The organism is Psychrobacter sp. 1U2 (assembly GCF_051847575.1).
In genome coordinates this window covers 1-1,866 of sequence record NZ_JBPYDC010000102.1, presented here as the reverse complement: position 1 = coordinate 1,866, position 1,866 = coordinate 1, and the positions used below count along the sequence as shown (strand labels likewise).

General features: G+C 41.8%; 2 protein-coding genes. Both read right to left on the bottom strand.

The window, feature by feature from the left end; translation table 11 throughout:
* The coding region (gene rtcA, locus ACS8FD_RS13515) for an RNA 3'-terminal phosphate cyclase (protein WP_439276259.1) at nucleotides 1–835 on the bottom strand (835 nt) is incomplete at its 3' end.
* A gap of 71 nt (nucleotides 836–906) precedes the next feature.
* Nucleotides 907–1,866: LA2681 family HEPN domain-containing protein (locus ACS8FD_RS13510; protein WP_439276258.1), on the bottom strand; the 960-nt coding region annotated here is incomplete at its 5' end.

Here is a 1,866-nt window from a genome sequence, read left to right as displayed (position 1 = left end):
GTTTTTCTCCTAGCAAGGTAAAAACTTCTTGGTGCGTGTGCTCTCCAGTTTTGTGGGTTACTCTATGAGTGACGAGGGCATAACAAGTATTTCCCTCACCGATGCCGCGTAGTTTATTGCCTTGCGTACTAATAAGCGTCTCGTTGATACCTGACTCAATGAGCGCACTTTTGGCGCTGGCAAGCTCGCGTTTGCAAATATCATAGTCTAGATTGAGCACACTAGCGATCAGCTCTATGCTGATAAGCTCTCCACGTTTGGTTAGCTGTAATGATTTTGAATCAGCACGACGCATAAACGGTGTGATAGTCGCTTGAACCACGCCGCCACCAATAGGTGCAAAGCCAGCTTGCTGGCATTCAAGTTCGACTTGCATGCCCAGCTTCGCTAGTGCAGGTATAAAGGCCTGCTGTAAAAAGTCGCTGGTCGGTGCCATCGGATTATGGGTGCCGCCTTTAATGGTCACGGTTGATTTGCAATGTTGATCGGCATTGGCAAATAGTAGAGCAGGGAGCAGGGTTTGTAGCACCAGACTGGTACTGCCTGCCGAGCCAATATCAAAGGTGTAGTCACCGAACTTAACAGTATTTGGCGTAAAACTAAAAGCCGTGCTACCTAAATGCGCGCCTGATACGCTGGCGTTTGAGATTGCTTGCGATGCCTCTACGCACATCAAGTGCTGGCGCATAAGTCCGGGTTTGGCACGACCTGCGCGGATATTGCTAATCTCAATCGGCGTGCCCGTTAGCATCGATAGTGAGAGCGCGGTACGGATGATTTGTCCGCCGCCTTCGCCGGTGCTGCCGTCGATTTTTAGGGGTTTGGTTTTTGGCATAGGGTTTTCTTTTTAGCGAATGAGTAGGGCTTCGGCAAGTTTAATTTTGGTACTCTCTTATTCTTCATTTTCTAAGTATATTTTTTTTGTTCAAGAAACTTATTTTGAATTAAAATATCAGGGATATTGTTAAGAGCTTCCCTCTCGGCTTTGATCCTAACTGCAAAGACGAAGGAAAAAATGGCTGAACGTGTCAATTGCAGGACATGCTCGGCGCTCTCAACAAATTCGGACTCTGAAATAAAAACTGGTTCTTCATAATAGGCTAATGAGGTTTCAATATCTTCAGGTTTTTCATTCTCATAAACAAATACAAAACTATGCTCCAAGGCATTTCGCCATTGCTTGTAAAAACTAAGCTCACCTTCTAGCTTGTGATTTAAATCACAAGCTATGCTATATAAACCAATCAAACCTTCATTATCATAAGCTTCAAACTTTTGACGTCTGTCTTCGTTTTCAAGTTCCCAAAAGGTATGAAAGTATGAGGGCCTGACTTTACCTTTATTGGTTTTAAGTTGTAAATCAAATAACAAAGCAATGGCATTACCTATCTTATCTAGTATACCAAAGCAAATTCGAAAAGCAGTACGAAGCTTTTCGATGTTTGTTCCTAGCAGCTCGTTGTCATATAGCTCCGCATAGCAAGCATCATCGTCAATATCGTTATCTTTCTTATCAGATTGATGTTCATACAACATTAATCTAGCAAGTCCAAATTCGGATTTAAGCCTATTTAATACCTTCTCCATCGGTAATATAAAATCTCCAGCAACTGCTCTAGTGGGCACTGGGATATTCAAGTTATCACGCGCACTTCCATGACACTTACAATATAAACCATGTTCACTAAGGCTTAAAAAATTATCTAAACACCATCTACGATATTCTGACAAAGATTGATATTCCTGTTCGTCTAAATGTTTGTCATCTTCTATATCTATACCCAAATCCAAACAATAATCTTCGATCTCTTTTTCCGTGTGTTTAGCCTTATTGAAAAAGTTATTTTGCCAGTCATAAGGAAATTC